Origin of the sequence: Trichococcus alkaliphilus, from assembly GCF_003008695.1 — a bacterium.
GTDB classification, from domain to species: Bacteria; Bacillota; Bacilli; order Lactobacillales; family Aerococcaceae; genus Trichococcus; species Trichococcus alkaliphilus.
In genome coordinates, this window is record NZ_PXZT01000004.1 from 172890 (window position 1) to 188872 (window position 15983).

Here is a 15983-nt window from a genome sequence, read left to right on the forward strand (position 1 = left end):
TTTATTCCGCTCCATTCCATTGGTTCTTGATTTCGTGATAGGCTGCAACCGGATCGGCTGCTTGGGTGATCGGACGACCGACAACGATGAAGCTTGAGCCGATTTCTCTTGCGCGGCCTGGTGTAGCGACACGCTTCTGATCCCCAACCGCACTGCCGGCCGGCCGGATACCCGGTGTCAAGCAGATGAAGTCTTCGTTCGTGTGGTCCTTGATCATGCGCGCTTCCCATGCGGAACATACGACGCCGTCGAGTCCGGATTTGCAGGTAAGGTCTGCGTAATGCAGGACGCTCTCCTGCAGGCTGACTTTGATCAACTGCTCCGACTGCATCGCTTCTTCGGAAGTGGAAGTCAATTGCGTGACCGCGATCAGTTTCGGAACGGCGCTTCCTGCCGGCGTGCCGGCGATCAGACCTTCTTTAGCGGCTTTCATCATTTCCGAACCGCCTGCTGCATGGACATTGACCATGTCGATATCCAAAGCGGCCAAGCCTTTCATGGCGCGGTGCACGGTGTTCGGGATGTCATGCAATTTCAGGTCCAGGAAGATTTCGTGGCCCATTTCCTTGATCTTTTTCACGATTTCCGCTCCGTGTTGGTAATACAGTTCCATACCCACTTTTACATAAAGCGGCTCATCTTTGAATAACAAAAGGAAGTCCTTGATTTCTTCGCTCGTTGAAAAGTCCAACGCTATTATCGGTTTATCGTTCATTGAGGATGCCTTCTCTCACTTCATTGATTAATTCCTGCAGGCTGTTGATGCCCAGTTCGTCCATGCGTTGCGGAAGCTGTTCGATCAGTTTCGGGCAAACGAAGGGATCGGTGAAGTTGGCCATGCCGACTCCGACTGCGCTTGCTCCTGCCATGAACATTTCCAGCACATCATCCACCGTGTAGACGCCGCCCATCCCGATGATTGGAATATTGACTGCGCGCGCCACTTGATAGATCATGCGGATCGCTACTGGTTTGATGGCAGGACCAGAAAGACCGCCCGTTTTGTTGGCGATGATCGGTTTGCGCGTGTGCAGATCGATGCGCATGCCCACCAAAGTATTGATCATTGAAATGCCATCCGCGCCGGCTGCTTCAACCGCTTTGGCGATTTCGACGATATCCGTAACGTTCGGTGATAGCTTGACGTAAACCGGAACGGTTGCGCCTTCTTTGGCCGCACGCGTGACGGCAGCTGCCATCTCCGGATCGGTGCCGAACTGCAGGCCGCCTTTGTGGACGTTCGGGCAAGAAATGTTCAATTCGATCGCTTTGACATTCGGTGATTGGGAAACGGCTTTGCAGACTTGGTAATAATCATCGACTGTGTTTCCGGCAACGTTCGAAATCAACGGCACATCGTACTTTTCAAGCGCCGTGTGCTTCTGTGCAACAACAACCTCAACACCTGGGTTCTGCAAGCCGATGGCATTCAGCATGCCGGATGGCGTTTCCGCCAAACGCGGCGTAGGATTGCCTCTGCGGGGCTCCAGTGTCGTCGCTTTCGTCATGATGGCGCCCAACAGGCTCAGGTCATAAAACTTGCCGTAATCCTCGCCGAAGCCGAAACATCCGCTTGCAGGGATGATCGGGTTTTTTAATTCCAAACCGGGTAAACTGACTGCTAATCGATTCATAATACTATCTCCTCTGCTCTGAAGACCGGTCCTTCGACACAGACTCTGAAATTATCGTAAGCTGATGTGCTGTTTTTCTTGTCGCAGACGCAGCCGTAGCAGGCTCCGATACCGCAGGCCATGCGCTCTTCCAACGAAAGGTAGGTTTTGCTCGGGTCGAATGTCTTCGCTACCGCAACCAACAAGCCTTTTGGACCGCAAGCGAAGACTGCGTCCGGAACGAAGCCGTCCAGTTCATCGAAGTATTGCGTCACGAAGCCTTGCTTGCCGTAGCTGCCGTCATCCGTCGCGATGTTCACCTTGCCGAACGCCGCGAATTCTTCTTCATAGAAAACTTCTTCTTTATTTTTGAAACCGAAGCAGCTCACCACATTGATGCCTTTCGCATGCAATTGTTTCGCCAATTCATAAAGCGGAGGAACACCGATACCGCCGCCGATCAGCAAAGCATTCTGCCCTTTTTCAAGCATGTCGATCGGGTAACCGTTGCCCAATGGCCCTAGGATATCCAATTCGTCGCCTGCTGTAAGTTGGCTGATGATGGTGGTGCCTTTTCCTTCGGTACGGTAGATAATGACGCATTCTTCCTTTTCGGCATCGATTGAAGCGATGCTGATGGGGCGTCTCAAAAGCAGTTCATCCCCTGGGACACGGATATGCAAAAACTGATCCGGTGCTCCCATTTCATTGACCAATGCGCCTTTCAAGCGCAATTCGAAGATATCCTTTGCGATTTCTGTCTGACTGACGACTGTCATCATAGCTTGACTCATAATTATTTTCCTCCTTAATTTTTACAAAAAAGGTGATCTAAAAAAATGCGATGGAGCAAGCTTCAAAGCAAATTCTTCTGTGTCTCTCTGGACACAGTTAAAGAATCACCGACCTATTGTTTACGCTCTGATCAATGTAACTTTTTCGATGCCGTCGACTTCATCCAACTGGACGGAAATCTGTTCCGCCTGGGAAGTCGGAATGTTCTTGCCGACATAATCCGCCTTGATCGGCAGTTCCCGGTGGCCTCTGTCGATCAGGACCGCGACCGTGATCCGTTTCGCTCTCCCGAGATCCATCACCGCATCCATGCCGGCCCTGATCGTGCGGGCGGTGAACAGGACATCATCCACCAACACGACATGCTTGCCGGCAACCGAAAACGGAATGTTCGTTTCGTGCAGCACAGGGTTGTCATTCGTATCGCGATGGACATCATCACGGTAAAGCGTGATGTCCAATTCCCCTACAGGCAGCTCAACACCTTCAAAATCTTTGATCCGTTCGGCTATGCGCTTGGCCAAGTAGATGCCGCGCGTCTTGATGCCCACCAAAATAAGGTTCTTGGTGCCATCGTTCTTTTCCAATATTTCATGTGTGATGCGGGTCAGCGCGCGTTTCATCGTCTGGGCATCCATGATTTCGATTTCTTCTGACATGTCCACTACTCCTTCATCGTCAAAATGAAAAAAAATACCCTTATGCATGTGGGCATAAGGGTACAGTCACGTGACGCTATACAAAATGTGATGCACCTTTTAGCCTCTCTGGACTATTTTAAAGGTTCCTTCAATATTACTGTAATGATAACGAATAGAGGCGTTGCTGTCAATCAGTTTTTGCGCAGTTCCGCCAGTTTTTCGCTGTAGAAATCAGGCAAAGGTGCTTCGAAGCGCATTTCCTTGCCCGTCGTCGGGTGGATGAAGCCCAAAGTGGACGCATGCAAATATTGGCCATGGCCGCTGAGCGTTTCAGCCGGTCCGTACATAGGATCGCCGGCTACTGGATGGCCGATGTATTTCATGTGGACGCGGATTTGGTGTGTACGGCCAGTTTCAAGGTGCAATTTCAGCAAAGTGAAGTCACGGAAACGCTCGATGACATCAAAATGCGTCACTGCCTTTTTGCCGCCGTCAGCCACTGTGCGTTTTTTGCGGTCGATCAACATCCGGGCGATCGGCGCATCGATTGTGCCGTCATCATGCGGGATCACGCCATGGACCAAAGCAAGATAGGCCCGTTCCATCGTGTGGTTCTCAAGCTGCTCCGCCAATTTCTGGTGCGCTTCGTTCGTCTTCGCAACAACCAATAAACCGGATGTATCCATATCGATGCGGTGAACGATTCCCGGACGGATATTCGCCGTGCCATCGGATAGCGAATTTACGTGGAACAACAAGCCGTTGACCAGAGTGCCTGAAAGGTGCCCTTTGGATGGATGAACAACCATCCCGGATGGCTTATTGACGACCAACAGCGCATCGTCTTCGTAGATGACATCCAATGCAATGTCCTCGGGCGTTACGTTGATTTGTTCTGGTTCCGGAATCGTCAATTCCAGCAGATCCCCTTCTTGGACCTTATAATTCGATTTGACGGCTTTGTCGTTCACCATCAGATTGCCGTCTTTTACCCATGCCTGAATTTGCGAACGGCTCGTACCGGTCATGAAATCCGCCAAGATCTTATCAATCCTGCCGGTTTGACCATCAATATTAAAAACGATTTTTTCTGTCATTTGAATCCCACTTTACTTTAGCTTATTTTTTGAACTTATTTTTTCTTCTTCCTCTTCCATGAAAAGGATATAGATCGTCATCAGGATGACGCCTACAGTCAAACAGACATCCGCCACATTAAAAATCGGAAAATCGATGAAGTCCAGGCGGAACATATCCACCACGTATCCCAAACGCATCCGATCGATGAAATTGCCGAGCGCACCGCTCAAAAGAAAAGCATAACTGATGCCCACGATTTTTTTGTCGAATCCTTGCTTGTGCGCATTATAAACCATCGCGCCCACGACAACTACGGTAATGATGAAGAAAAAGAACATTCTTCCTTCAAAAATTCCCCAGGCAGCGCCCTCGTTCTGGATGTAGAACAGGGACAAAATACCCGGTAAGACTTCCTTTACTTCGTGCAATGCAAAATTATTTACGATGGCAAGTTTGCTCCACTGGTCCAGGACCAACAGCAAGATGGCCAATATATAATAGATAATCATCCGATAGCCTCACTTATTCTGAAATTAACGTTTTTCCGTATCTTTTGCCTCTATCTATTGTAAACTAATTTTCAAAATTGTATAGTCATTGATTCCGGTATTTCCGCTTGCGGGCGTATTCATCATGTTTGTTGCGACTATACTTTTAATGAATTTTTAACAAATTTCCGAAGATATCGCAAACAACCTTGATAAAGAATCGTCATTTTCGGTATAATGAAGATTGTATTGTTATATATCACGTAATAAAGGAGCTTGTTTATGTTGAGAGGTAAGAAGATTGCATTAGTTTTTGCCGGTGCTCTGGTATTGTCAGCCTGCGCGGACCAAGTGAAAGAAGCGTCAGAAACAATCACCAAGATCAAAACCGAGGAAACCGAAATTGTTTCCCAATTGAATGAGCTGCAACAATTGGAGACCGCGTTACAGAAAACATTCGATGAATCGCTGGCCAGCGATGAAGAATTGAAGACTTTCAAAGATGGCTCGGCAGCTGTGTTCAGCAACCTTGAAGAACGCCGCACTTTAGCCGATTCAATTGAAAGCGCTTTGGAAGGTTTGGCCGAGACTAAAACCGAATTCGTTGCATTCGACGAAGAAACCTTGCCGCTGGATCAGATGCAGGCAATCGGTGAAACGCTGGATTTGTTCAGCGAAAATTCATTGGCTTACCTAGCTGCCTATCGAGACAGCTTGGATAAGGAAGAAGAACTGTTGACCGGGTTCGGAGCTGATGATGCCACTTTTGAGACCTTCTTTGCGGGCATCGAAGCAATCAACCTGACTGCCGAAACAAACCAGACCAACCTCGCCCCCGTCGCTGAGAATTTGACGACACTGGATGCGCAATTGGTTGAATTGGAAGCAGCCATCGCGGCAATCGGCACGGAAGGAAGCACAGCAAGCGATTCTTCTGCCGGAGCTGAGGAATCCTCTGAGGCCGCCGCTGCGGAAACGCCAGCAAAAAAAGCTGAACCTGTCAGCTATGAATACCGCATCAATCCGGAGATTTCCACTGTCCAACCGATCGCTGAGGACGGCAACACGCAAGTCGCTTTGCTGACTTTCGATGATGCGCCGCAGCAACCGAACAGCTATACCGTGGAAATTGCCGAAACTGTCAAATCGAAGGATGCCAATGCCATTTTCTTCGTGATGGGACAATTCCTTACGAATGAACAAGCGCGCGAAGACATCAAGACCGTCTATGACATGGGCTTCGAAATCGGGAACCATTCCTATTCGCATCCCGATTTCCAATCCTTGACCTACGATGAGCAACTGGAAGAAATCAAATCAACGAACGACCTGATCGAAGAAATCACCGGCGAGCGTCCGCGCTTCCTGCGTGCCCCTTACGGACAGTACAATGACGACACCATGGCGATTGCAGCCGCGGAAGGCATGACGATCATGAACTGGACCTACGGCTATGACTGGGTGGAGGAATTCATGGAAGGCACTGCTTTAGCCGATGTCATGGTGAACTCGCAGTACCTAGGTGACGGTGCAAACTTGCTGATGCATGATCGCCCATGGACAAACGACGCGATCGGCGCCATCATCGATGGCTTGCGCGCGAAAGATATCACAATCGTGGACCCGAACGTAATCGAATCGCCTGAACGGGAGGAAATGTAATGATGACATATTTTAAACAGACACTCGCTGCCGCTAGTTTATTGTTTTTCCTATCAGGCACGACAGTTGCATCGGCCAGCGAAACCGAAAGCTCAGCCGAAACTACAGCAGCCACCAGCACGCTTACGCTGCGCCAAGGTGCCCTTTTGAAGACACCTACTGCCAAGGAACTGCCGAAGAAATTCTTCTACGACAGCGGCGTCGAAATCGCCTATCCTGCTGACGGCGTAAAAGGGATCTATGTGACGGCCTATTCGGTCGGCTATGAAGAAAAATTCAACAAATTAGTCGATTACGTCGATTCGAACGATCTGAACGCCATGGTCATCGACATCAAGGATGATATGGGCGTCGTGACGGCGGATTTCAACTCCGCTGATTCGCATATTCAAGAAAACACGGAAGAGTATATCCCGGATATCAAGGAACTGATGGATGTGATGGAAGAGAAACAGATCTATCCGATCGCCCGCATCGTTACCTTCAAGGACACCTTGTTGGCAAATGAACAACCCGAAATGTCCTTCACCAACAGTGATGGCTCCGTCTGGGTCGCTTCCAACGGTGAATCATTCATCAATCCGTTCCTGAAGCAGACTTGGGATTACGCAGTCAATGTCGGGATTGAAGCCGCTAAAGTCGGATTCAAGGAAGTTCAGTTCGACTATGTCCGCTTCCCGGAAGGTTTCGAAGTTTGGGGCGATGACTTAAATTACGACATGGGCGACTACGCAGACTTGGAAATGACCGACGACCAAAAACGTGTGCAGGCCATCACCGACTTTACCGCTTATGCGAAAGAAAAACTGATGCCTTACGGCGTGGATGTATCCGTTGATATCTTCGGCTATACCGCTTCTGTCGTCGAAGCATCAGGCATCGGCCAGAACTTCCCGCAGATTTCCGAAAACGTCGATGTCATCTCGTCGATGATCTACCCAAGTCACTGGGGCACCGATTACTTCGGTATCTACAAGCCGGATCTGTACCCGTATGAACTGGTCGCCGAATACATAAAGGTCGAAAATGAGTTGCTTGCAACCCTTGAGACACCGCCTACCAGCCGACCATGGCTGCAGGACTTCACCGCTTCTTATCTGGGTTCTGGGTTCTACCAAACCTACGGCAAAGCGCAAGTCGATGCGCAGGTTCAAGCGTTAGCCGATGCCGGCGTCAACGAGTTCCTGTTGTGGAACGCACTGAATAACTACACTTATTAAAAATGCCTAACAAAAAGCTCGGCCGGGAAAATTTCCCGGCCGAGCTTTTTTGTCGCCATTATCGGCTATTCCACTGAAATGATCAAAGAAGTCTATTCAGTAATAGAGATTCCTACACAATTCGTGTCCCGTGTACTTCGGTGAATTCCAAAACCTTTTCAAGGTCTGCAAGATTTTCTTTCGTAATGCCGCCACCCGGCATGATCGTCATGTCGGGACTGATTTTCGCAAGTTTGGCAATGTGCGCTGCGTTATCGAAAATCGTATTTTCTGCTGGACCGCCATGCGTCAAAATCCGTGTAAAACCAATTTTTTCCAACCATAATAATGCATCTCTTTGCTTATCTTCCGGAATTTGATCAAATGCCATATGGAAAGCAAGCTCGGTTCCATTATCGCAGGGCAGCTTGGCGATTTCTTCCAAAAAGGGTTTATCCAATTCGTTGGCTGCGGTTAAAGCACCTACTGCTATACCATTGGCATGCAAGGCAATTATTTCTTCTAAATCCCGCATCATGATGGCTTTTTCCATAATAGAATAAACAAAATCCCCGCCTCGTGGTCGCAGTATCACGATGATGGACACATCTTTGTCGGAGCAATACTCCGTTGCAATTTTAATGACGCCAATGCTGGGTGTTGTTCCCCCTACTGCCAAGTTGTCACACAATTCAATCCGTTTAGCCCCGCGCTCGATTACTCCTGGGATGTTCGTAAAATTTTCTACACATGCTTCTTTTAGCATTCTGTCACCTCATGGATAGTATACCGTTCCGTCTAAAAATAAAGAAGGCACAAGGCGCTGTTCCATTCGCTTTGTGTCTTCTTTTAATATGCCCTCAAACTAATCCTTCTTTTTTCAGCACTTGCATGAGATCTACTTTATTGTCAGCGACGACCTTCCGGATATCCAAGTGGATGCCTTTATAGTTCAAATACTCAAAAGCCTGAATATCGCGTTTATCAACCGCTACTGCGTTTGTGATCATCTTCTTGCCATCTGAATAGCTCATACTGCCGATGTTCACGGAATCAATTTGAACGCCACTTTGTACGATTCGTGCGACATCTGTAGGATTCGTAAACAAGAGCATCGCGCGGAATTTATTGTGTGTGTCATCAAAGTAAATTTCGATAAACTTTTCTACCGGAATCACATTGACCTTTACACCTGGTGGAGCGACCTGACGCAAGAGCGTCTTACGCAGATGATCCTTCGCCACCTCATCACTGATGACAATAATCCGCTCTGCTTTGCTTAGCTTTGTCCACACGGTTGCCACCTGTCCATGAATCAAACGATCGTCGATTCGTACTAATCGAATATCCATTACCACCTTAGAACCTCCTTAAATCGCTCATCCAGCAACCGCCAACCGCATGCATCTAAATTTCCCGCCGCAATTCAGGATGCTTTCTTTTTGAACAAGTGCTTGAAGGCATTCTTCATAACATCGAAGAAACCCAATGATTGAACCATGTGATCTGGACTAACATAGATGCGGATTGCACGTAACACGTCCTTGGGGTTTTTGGCTGAAAAAGTATACGTACCATCTTTCTTTGTTTGAAGCGCAAAACGTGGAATCCATTTTCCTTTGAACATCACGGATGCCAAGACATAATCGACCTCTTCCCAAGGAATTTGAATGAACTTTCGCGGATCACGATGATGATAAAATTCAAACGCTTTATCTCCGATCATAATTTTCCCATAGTCCGTCAACCCCATATAAGAAGTACCATCCACTGCCATATCAACCTTTGCATTCAGGGATTCAACCATTGCATATGCCCCTCTCTCTTTTCGTCTGGTTTGAGTATAATATACACTCTTTACTTTTTACAAGAAAAACAAGGCTCAGGCAGGTTTGCCTGAGCCTCATAATCGTCATTTTTGATGCATCCGAAAATTATAGCAATCCGATCAAGCGTCCGCCGATACCAACAACGAACAGTCCAAGAATGATCACGATTGGAGAAACTTTCTTCTTCAACAACCACATGCAAAGGAATGTCAACAGCAACGCTGCCAAGCCAGGAATCAATTGATCCAAGTTATTTTGCAAGGTTGTAACTTTTGTGTCGGTCAGTGACAAGCCTGAAGTGTATTGGCTCAGCGCTTGCTGGATGCCGGCAGTGCCACTTGGCAGGTTTTCCCAATCGATAAATGCACCTTCTGAAAGTTTCACTGAAGAAACGATTGGAGCAAACGAGATGGATACCCAACGTTGCACCAAGGCAGCCAATACGAACATCCCAAGAATGGAAGCTCCTTTTGTCAAATCTTGAAGTATTCCGCCAGACAAATCCTCAGTGATTTTTGATCCAGCCTTATAACCGAATTCTTGGGTATACCACATGAATCCCCAACGGATAACGTTCCATGCAACAAAGAATAGGATAGGTCCTAAGATGTTTCCTGTTAAGGCCAATGATGCACCTAAAGCCCCAAGAATTGGACGGACTGTAAACCAGAACACAGGGTCACCAACACCGGCAAGAGGTCCCATCATTCCGACCTTCACACCTTGAATCGTAACATCATCTACTGGAGCTCCGTTTGCGCGTTCTTCTTCCAGAGCCAGCGTTACTCCTAATACTGGAGATGCCACATATGGATGTGTATTGAAGAATTCCAAGTGGCGTTTCAATGCTAGGACGCGATCTTCTTTTTCTGGATAAAGTTTCTTGATTGCTGGAATCATTGCGAAAGCCCAGCCACCGTTTTGCATCCGCTCATAGTTCCATGATCCTTGAATGAAGGTGGAACGCCAAGCAACCGCTAATCGATCTTTTTTAGTTAATACGAATTTTTTATCTACCGTATTTTGTGCCATGTTTGCAGTCTCCTTTCCTAATAGTCGTTGAGTATTGAATCAAGTGGATCGCCAGTATTGCCAGAACCGCCATTACCGGAACCGCCCATTTTAGAAAGGTTCAAGTAGATCAAGGCCATTGCAACACCTAGGGCTCCTAATGCGATCAACGTCAATTGAGATACAGCGGCAACAACGAAACCAATGATGAAGAATGGCCATACTTCTTTGGTGGCCATCATATTGATTACCATTGCATAACCAACAGCTACGACCATACCGCCACCGATTGCCATTCCATCAGTCAACCAACCTGGCATTGCTTCCAACCCAGAACGGACAGCGTCTGCAGGGATGAACAGAAGCAATGCAGCAGGAATTGCGATACGCAAACCTTGCATAGCAATAGCCCCAATTTGAAGCCATTCAATCTTGCGATAGTCGCCTTGTTCTGCAGCTGCGTCCATCAAATGAACGATAGGAACAGCGAGTGTACGAACGAACATCGTCAAGACTAATCCAGCTACAGCCAGAGGAATCGCAATGGCGATAGCGGAAGATACACCATTTACGCCTTGACCACCCAAAACTAAAATAATTGCCGATGCAACAGAAGCAAGTGCTGCGTCAGGTGCAACAGCGGCTCCGATATTTGCCCAACCTAATGCGATCATTTGTAATGATCCGCCAAGAATAATACCAGCTTCAAGATTACCTGTGACAAGTCCGATAAGTGTACATGCAACGAGCGGTTGATGGAATTGGAATTCATCTAAAATGCCTTCCATCCCGGCAAAGAATGCCACGATGATGACAAGAATAATTGAAACGACTGACATAATATACCTCCTCTTTTCTTGTTATGCCTTAGCTAATTCTTCCTTAGCTTTTTTCAGCAACGCATCCATTTTTTCCGATGAATCATTCGGAACTTTCCGGACATCAAATTTAACGCCTTTTGCTTTCAATGTTTCGAATGCTTCCACATCTTTAGGCCCCATTGACAAGACCTTATTCACAACAACCTTGCCGACTGAGTGAGCCATTGATCCGACATTCAATTCTTTAATCTCCACGCCGCCTTCAATTGCCCGAACGACATCTTGCACGTTTTCAAAAAGCAAGAGCGCATGCGTGTTCCCAAAACGAGGATCCTTGGCAATTTCGATCATTTTTTTGATTGGAATCACGTTGGCTTTGACTCCTGGAGGAGCCGCCTGCACGATGAGGTTTTTCCGCAATTCATCTCTTGAGACATCATCCGAAACCACGATGATCCGATCTGTTCCGGTTGTTTTCGCCCATGTTGTTGCCACTTGACCATGAAGCAACCGTGAATCCAAACGAACTAGAGATAACTTGATTTTGCCATCGCCCACGACTGTCCCTGCGGGAAGGCTACCTTTTAGCTGTTGCCCCTTAGAAGCCGCTTCCACTTTCTTTGGCTCTAAACTTTCAGGCTTAGCTCTTACGCCATCCTTCGCTGCTGGAAGAATTTGAGCGGCAATCTTTTGTGCCGATTCACTGCTCAGACGTGCAGCATACGCTTCGATGACCATTGGAAGGTTCATTCCGGCGATGATTGCCCATGTGTCTTTATGCGCTTCGAAAAGGCTGTTGGCTTGATTGAACGGTGTTCCGCCCCATAAGTCGACTAAAAACAACACTTCCTCTGGGTTGTCAAAAGATGCGATGGCCTCTTGCATCTTTGCTTTGACATCGTCAGGTCCTTCGCTAGGTGCCAAGGTCACTGCTTTGACGTTTTCTTGTTCGCCGAAAATCATCGAAGCAGATTGCAGAATGCCTTCAGCGAAATCCCCATGACTTGCTAGGATAATTCCTACCATTTGTATACCTCCTATTGAATAAATTTTGTGACTGTTTGGATAAATAGCTTGGTAGGCTATTTCCCAGACACTTAACTATATGCAAAAAGCGTGCCAACTTAGTGTATGGCTCATTCTCTTGGAGAAAAAAACAATAAAAATACACTAAAACCCACAGTGTTTTAGTGTATCGTTTCTATTCATTGTTAGTGTATGAGACAGTGTATCGTTATTCTTGATAGGCCAACAATTGCTGCAGATAATATACTTCATCTTTCGGCATTTCAATTTGAAAGGTGCCGCTCAGTAGATTTAAGGACTGTTCCAGCTGCTTAAATGTTTCTGTCTGTTCGGTCGTTTCCAGCTCTTCTTGCGGCGCGATCAATGTATCTTGGCGCAGTGACCGCTCAAACATTCCCGCGATGTGCATTAAAAGATTGATTGCTTGGGAATAATTTTCTTCATTCTTCAATAAGGAAAGACTAAACTTCCACAAAGGTTCGATCAGCTTTTGCGGATTCAAAAAAGTAAAGCTTTGCGTCATGTATTCCACGCATATCTGCTTTGCCTTTTCCAATGTCAACTCACTATCATCATAGGATTCTGACTCTTCCACTAAATAGTCCAATACTTTTTCGGCATCTCCGTTGAAGAAATGTTCCATTGGAATGTAAACGGCATCGATTTTTGGTTTGACGATTCCTGTTGTTGCAAGGATTTCATACTCCTGTTGCAAGTTGACCAGCTGCTCATCCATTTCGATCACCGAAATCGGCAGTACCTCGATTTCCACATCAAAATATTTCTCTAAATGCTTGTCGATGAGCTCTTTCATCTTTTGCGCGGTTCCTTCACCCGAAGCGCAGATTGCAATGATTGCCTTTTTGCGCTCTAGAGTGTGCCCGTTCTCTTCTCTCGTGGTCACGGTGGTGCCTGCATAACCACGAAAAGATTTGAGCGATCGATAAATTTCATCAAGTGTCGTTTCAACAAGATTCGTCTTGCGCACCGTTTCCAAAACGATCGGGGTCGTAACCATGTCGATCGTTTTGACCTCAATTCCGGTTTTTTCTGTGATTTTTTCCGAAAATGTCGTCAGCGAGCCCATATCGACCAACAAAATGACGCCGCTTCCACGATCGATTTCTTGGACACAATGAATAATTTTTTCGAGGGCCACTTGGGGCTTCATCTCAAGAGGCATATCTACAGCGCGAATATTGTCGACCCCCAACAATGTCGTCACAACCTCCGCCATGCTCGTTGCTGTACTCTTGCCATGGGCTGCAATCACAACACCCACTCGTCCGGTGACCTTGTCTTGCTTTAATGAAACCAGCAACAAAGTCAGATAATAGGTCTCCACCTCAGGGATGTTGATACTGTATTCTTTTTGCAGTTCTTGTTTCATCCATTTAGCGACCGTAAACTCTTGAGGATAATCTTCCACCATATTTTTGATGCTTGCATGGAGTGTCCGGCTGCTTTCCCCTAATTGAATCCGCTTTAAGAACGAACTGATATGAAGACTCATCGCATAGACGAAATTCCGTTGGATGTGATAATCCAAATGATCTTGCGCATACTCAAACATATCTTTTGCAAAGCGAATAATTCGCTGATCAATGATTTCGGAAAGCTTTTTCTCTGTGTCAAAGGTCAAACCTGTATCACGATAAAAAGACTTCAGATGGACATTGATGTCGGTCGTAATGTAATGATTGATGGATTCCTTATCAAGGCCCTCTTCCCGCAGCAGCGCAGCCTTATTCCCGATAATTTCATACAGATTATAAGGAAGCTCATAGGAATCGCCTTTCAGCGGGCTTTCCGCTCCTTCATTCGGCACCAACGTCAGCACGGGTTCCAGCATCCGAGTGAGTTCATTCAAGCGCTCGCGATGATTATTCGCCAGATTGAGCAGGCCGTTTTGGATCTCTGGTGTAAGCTCATCCAACGTAATCGATATTTCACTTGAATTCATATAATTCAAAAAGGCCCGCGCACAAACAAGCTGGACATTCGATTTCAGCTGCCCGACATTTCCGTAGGTTACGCTGCCTATCAAAGCTTTCACTGCATCCTGTTTCACATGGATACTTTTTTGGATTCGATTAGCTTCGATTGAGACCATCCGCTTCAACAAATCCACTTGTTCAGCAATCGGGCGCTCCGAAAATTGCGGTAATTTAATGACTATCGGGATACGTCGCACAAAGGTCTGGAGCAAACTGGAAGCGGGATCTTCCGTCGTTGCACAAACAAGACGGACATTGACTTTATTGGCTTTATCGGTTTCGCCTAATCGATTATAGGTGCCGTGATCCAGCAGATAAAAAATCATTTCTTGCCCTTCAGGCGGCAGTCGGTGCACTTCGTCCATAAAGAGCATGCCGCCGTCTGCCCGTTGGATCAACCCGTCCGTCGTTTCCGTCGCTCCTGTAAAAGCACCTTTGCGATATCCGAACAAATGAGCCATCAATAATTCGGGATTGTGCGCATAGTCGGCACAATTGAACACAACCAGCTCCTTATCAGCTGCAAAAACTTGATTTGCTTGCGCGAAACGAAACATCGCATGAACAAAAAAGGTTTTCCCGCTTCCTGTCGGTCCAGTGATCAAGCAGCTTAACCCCTTAGGAGGATAGAGGATCGCCGCCTTTGCCTGATCAACTTGAGTCCGCATACTGTCATTTGAACCGATTACATTCGCAAACACCTCATTATTTGTTTCTCGGCTGCCCGCATTATTTCCTTCACGGGTTGCGGGAACACGAGAAATTCCAGAAACTGCGCCGCGTGTTTCGCTTTTTGGCCTTGCTGTTGGCTTGGGTTGGTCTTCTTTATATGAGTGCATCTTTTTTTGTGGTCGCTCAGGCCATTTCAAAGAGTGATCCGCATATCTGACCGGTCGTCCAGAGGATTTAATCAGTTTTCCCTGACGCACGAGCTCATTTAAGTCGCTGCTTGCATTGGGCCGTATGATCTGAAGCTCCGTCACAACTTCCTGAGTCGTCACGCCTTCGTTCCCCTGCTCAAAAGCAGCTTCTGTATACTCCTGCGAGCGAATTTTTATATACTCGTAGATTCGGTCAATTCGTTTCATCCAGATTCCTCCTGTTCCATCATCATAAAAATACCATAGTCCCGAAAAAAACGAAAGCGGAAGCTTACGAAAAGTGCCATTTAAAGGAGCCTTTAAGAGTAAGGCTCACAACCCACTTATATATTAGCAATATACTGATTTTCAAAATATTTAAATTAATCCTGAAAATACTTCTTACACACATTCTATATTTGTGATACCATGGTTGACGTTGCAAAAAATTAGAAGGAGTGTTTATATGCCCACAAACAAAAAAGAAGGAATTATTTTTACGACGATAATGTGCTCGATGATGGTGTTAGGAATGAGCCTTTACAATCTGCAGTTACATGACAATTTAGCTCTTATGCCGCTTGCGGCAGGCTTAGTGCCAGGTTTTGTTGTCGCCTTTATTTTGGACGTATTCGTTGTAGGAATGATCGCAAAGAAAATTGCTTTTCGACTACCCATCAAAAAAGAAAATAAGTTGCAGTTAATTTTGACAATCTCCAGTTTGATGGTTCTAGGGATGGTCACTTTCATGTCATTATTCGGTGTTCTTATTGAAGGCGGCATCCCTGATAATTTATGGGCTGCCTATAGTGAAGCTTGGAGAATGAATGTTATTGTCGCACTGCCGTTACAATTGTTGATTGTTGGGCCTATTTCCCGGACAATTCTTGGCAAAATCCAAGCCAATGGTCAGCTTGTTTTGGATTGAACTTTAGCGCATAGTTGTTGAAAAATCAGAAAA

General features: G+C 46.6%; 16 protein-coding genes. 3 read left to right on the forward strand and 13 right to left on the reverse strand.

The window, feature by feature from the left end; all coding sequences use genetic code 11:
* Position 1 precedes the first annotated feature (1 nt).
* The 6 genes from pyrF to lspA form a co-directional block, all read right to left on the reverse strand.
* Positions 2 to 715: an orotidine-5'-phosphate decarboxylase gene (gene pyrF, locus C7R73_RS05580; protein WP_106449536.1), complete on the reverse strand. Its 714-nt coding sequence runs from the start codon at positions 713 to 715 to the stop codon at positions 2 to 4.
* Positions 705 to 1634, reverse strand: a complete 930-nt coding sequence (locus tag C7R73_RS05585) for a dihydroorotate dehydrogenase (protein WP_086941438.1) — start codon at positions 1632 to 1634, stop codon at positions 705 to 707. The genes pyrF and C7R73_RS05585 overlap by 11 nt, the downstream gene beginning before the upstream one ends.
* The gene (locus C7R73_RS05590) at positions 1631 to 2407 is read right to left on the reverse strand and encodes a dihydroorotate dehydrogenase electron transfer subunit (RefSeq protein ID WP_106449537.1); all 777 of its coding nucleotides are present in this window, start codon (positions 2405 to 2407) and stop codon (positions 1631 to 1633) included. The genes C7R73_RS05585 and C7R73_RS05590 overlap by 4 nt, the downstream gene beginning before the upstream one ends.
* Before the next feature lie 120 nt (positions 2408 to 2527).
* Positions 2528 to 3067, reverse strand: coding sequence for a bifunctional pyr operon transcriptional regulator/uracil phosphoribosyltransferase PyrR (gene pyrR, locus C7R73_RS05595; protein WP_106449538.1), 540 nt, complete (start codon positions 3065 to 3067; stop codon positions 2528 to 2530).
* Positions 3068 to 3240: 173 nt separating this feature from the next.
* A complete protein-coding gene (locus tag C7R73_RS05600; protein WP_106449539.1) occupies positions 3241 to 4146 on the reverse strand; it encodes an RluA family pseudouridine synthase in 906 nt (301 codons plus the stop codon).
* Positions 4147 to 4158: 12 nt separating this feature from the next.
* Positions 4159 to 4638 carry a signal peptidase II gene (gene lspA, locus C7R73_RS05605; protein ID WP_106449540.1) on the reverse strand — a complete coding sequence of 160 codons (480 nt, stop codon included), beginning with the start codon at positions 4636 to 4638 and terminating at the stop codon, positions 4159 to 4161.
* 261 nt (positions 4639 to 4899) lie between these two features.
* On the opposite strand from lspA, the gene C7R73_RS05610 reads away from it, so the two are divergent.
* Together C7R73_RS05610 and C7R73_RS05615 are read left to right on the forward strand one after the other, a co-directional pair.
* Positions 4900 to 6279, forward strand: a complete 1380-nt coding sequence (locus C7R73_RS05610; RefSeq protein ID WP_106449541.1) for a polysaccharide deacetylase family protein — start codon at positions 4900 to 4902, stop codon at positions 6277 to 6279.
* A complete protein-coding gene (locus C7R73_RS05615; RefSeq protein ID WP_239992575.1) occupies positions 6279 to 7499 on the forward strand; it encodes a putative glycoside hydrolase in 1221 nt (406 codons plus the stop codon). The genes C7R73_RS05610 and C7R73_RS05615 overlap by 1 nt, the downstream gene beginning before the upstream one ends.
* Positions 7500 to 7611: 112 nt before the next feature.
* Here the strand turns inward: C7R73_RS05615 and C7R73_RS05620 are convergent, their stop codons facing one another.
* The 7 genes from C7R73_RS05620 to C7R73_RS05650 form a co-directional block, all read right to left on the reverse strand.
* The gene (locus tag C7R73_RS05620) at positions 7612 to 8244 is read right to left on the reverse strand and encodes a copper homeostasis protein CutC (protein ID WP_106449542.1); all 633 of its coding nucleotides are present in this window, start codon (positions 8242 to 8244) and stop codon (positions 7612 to 7614) included.
* 94 nt (positions 8245 to 8338) lie between these two features.
* Positions 8339 to 8836 (reverse strand): mannose/fructose/sorbose PTS transporter subunit IIB, encoded by a 498-nt coding sequence (locus C7R73_RS05625; RefSeq protein ID WP_192875242.1) that lies wholly within the window; start codon positions 8834 to 8836, stop codon positions 8339 to 8341.
* A 68-nt stretch (positions 8837 to 8904) separates the two neighbouring features.
* Entirely contained in the window at positions 8905 to 9285 is a 381-nt protein-coding gene (locus C7R73_RS05630) for a DUF956 family protein (RefSeq protein WP_106449543.1), read from the reverse strand.
* 127 nt (positions 9286 to 9412) lie between these two features.
* Positions 9413 to 10339, reverse strand: coding sequence for a PTS system mannose/fructose/sorbose family transporter subunit IID (locus C7R73_RS05635; RefSeq protein ID WP_106449544.1), 927 nt, complete (start codon positions 10337 to 10339; stop codon positions 9413 to 9415).
* A gap of 17 nt (positions 10340 to 10356) precedes the next feature.
* Positions 10357 to 11157: a PTS mannose/fructose/sorbose transporter subunit IIC gene (locus C7R73_RS05640; protein WP_106449545.1), complete on the reverse strand. Its 801-nt coding sequence runs from the start codon at positions 11155 to 11157 to the stop codon at positions 10357 to 10359.
* A 21-nt stretch (positions 11158 to 11178) separates the two neighbouring features.
* The gene (locus tag C7R73_RS05645; RefSeq protein ID WP_106449546.1) at positions 11179 to 12165 is read right to left on the reverse strand and encodes a mannose/fructose/sorbose PTS transporter subunit IIA; all 987 of its coding nucleotides are present in this window, start codon (positions 12163 to 12165) and stop codon (positions 11179 to 11181) included.
* A 208-nt stretch (positions 12166 to 12373) separates the two neighbouring features.
* On the reverse strand, positions 12374 to 15250 hold the full coding sequence (locus tag C7R73_RS05650; RefSeq protein ID WP_106449547.1) for a sigma-54-dependent transcriptional regulator: 2877 nt from the start codon (positions 15248 to 15250) through the stop codon (positions 12374 to 12376).
* Between the two features lie 238 nt (positions 15251 to 15488).
* On the opposite strand from C7R73_RS05650, the gene C7R73_RS05655 reads away from it, so the two are divergent.
* Complete coding sequence (locus C7R73_RS05655; protein WP_106449548.1) at positions 15489 to 15950, forward strand: DUF2798 domain-containing protein; 462 nt, start codon at positions 15489 to 15491, stop codon at positions 15948 to 15950.
* The last annotated feature ends 33 nt before the right edge of the window (positions 15951 to 15983 follow it).